The organism is Azohydromonas lata (genome assembly GCF_034427735.1).
Taxonomy (GTDB): Bacteria; Pseudomonadota; Gammaproteobacteria; order Burkholderiales; family Burkholderiaceae_C; genus Azohydromonas; species Azohydromonas lata.
This window is the reverse complement of sequence record NZ_JAXOJX010000169.1, coordinates 1-1,264: the sequence shown is the minus strand read 5'-3', so window position 1 is coordinate 1,264 and position 1,264 is coordinate 1. Positions and strand designations below refer to the sequence as shown.

Sequence of the window (1,264 nt, the reverse complement as noted above, 5' to 3'; positions counted from 1 at the left end):
AGGTCCGAGCGCGTGGCCACCTTGATCACCGGCACCTCCGCCAGCCCGTAGGGCGTGCCGCGGCCGGTGGTGAAGACGTGCAAATTCATGCCCGCGGCCAGCTGCAGCGTGCCGCAGATGAAGTCCGACGCCGGCGTGGCCGCGTAGATCAGCCCCTTCCTGCCACCCAGCTTCTCGCCCGGCGAGAGCACGCCGCTGATGGGCGCCGAGCCGGACTTCACGATGGAGCCCATGGCCTTCTCCACGATGTTGGACAGGCCCCCCTTCTTGTTGCCCGGCGTGGTGTTGGCGCTGCGGTCCACGCTGCCGCGCTGCAGGTACTCGTCGTACCAGGCCATTTCGCGGATCACGGCCTGCGCCACTTCCGGCGTCGCGGCGCGCGCGGTGAGCTGCGCCACGCCGTCGCGCACCTCGGTGGTCTCCGAGAACATCACGGTGGCGCCGGCTCGCACCAGCAAGTCGGCGCAAAAGCCCACGGCCGGGTTGGCGGTGACGCCGCTGAAGGCGTCCGAGCCGCCGCACTGCACGCCAACAATCAACTCCGAGGCCGGCACCGTCTCGCGCCGGCGCGCGTTCAGCCGCTGCAGGTGCACGCGGGCACGGGCCACGATGGTGTCGAGCATGGCCGTGAAGCCGTCGTGCTCCTGCAGCGTCACCACGTCCAGCGCCGGCTCCGTGGCCTGGCCGGTGCGCAGGTCGCGGATGGCAAAACTGCCCGGCGGCAGCAGCCGCTCCGGCTGCAGCTTCTCGCAGCCCAGGCTGACCACCAGCGCCTCGCCGCCGAAGTTCGGGTTCATGGAGATGTGGCGCAGCGTGCGGATGGGGATGACGGCGTCCGGCGCGTCGATGGCCACGCCGCAGCCGTAGCCGTGCTCCAGGCCCACCACGCCGTCCACGTGGGGGAACTGCGGCAGCAGCTCCTGGCGGATGCGCTGCACGGCGTGCTCCAGCACGCCGGCCACGCACTGCACGGTGGTGGTGATGGCCAGCAGGTTGCGCGTGCCCACCGAGCCGTCCGGGTTGCGGAAGCCCTCGAAGGTGAAGCCCTCCAGCGGCGGCAACTCCACCTTGCGCGTGGCCAGAGGCAGGTCTTCCAGGCCGCGGGCCTCGGGCATCCGCAGCCGGCGCTCGTTGACCCAGCTGCCGGCTTGCAGATCTTCCAGGGCGAAGCCGATGGGCACGTCGTAGCGGCGCACGGCGTCGCCGGCCTTGAGGTCTGCCAGGGCCACCTTGTGGCCTTGCGGCACGTGCTCGCGCAGCACCA

The 1,264-nt window shown here is 71.3% G+C and carries 1 protein-coding gene; it reads right to left on the bottom strand.

Annotation, left to right across the window (positions count from 1 at the left end; all coding sequences use genetic code 11):
- Positions 1 to 1,264: UxaA family hydrolase (locus SM757_RS34795; protein ID WP_322468834.1), on the bottom strand; the 1,264-nt coding region annotated here is incomplete at both ends.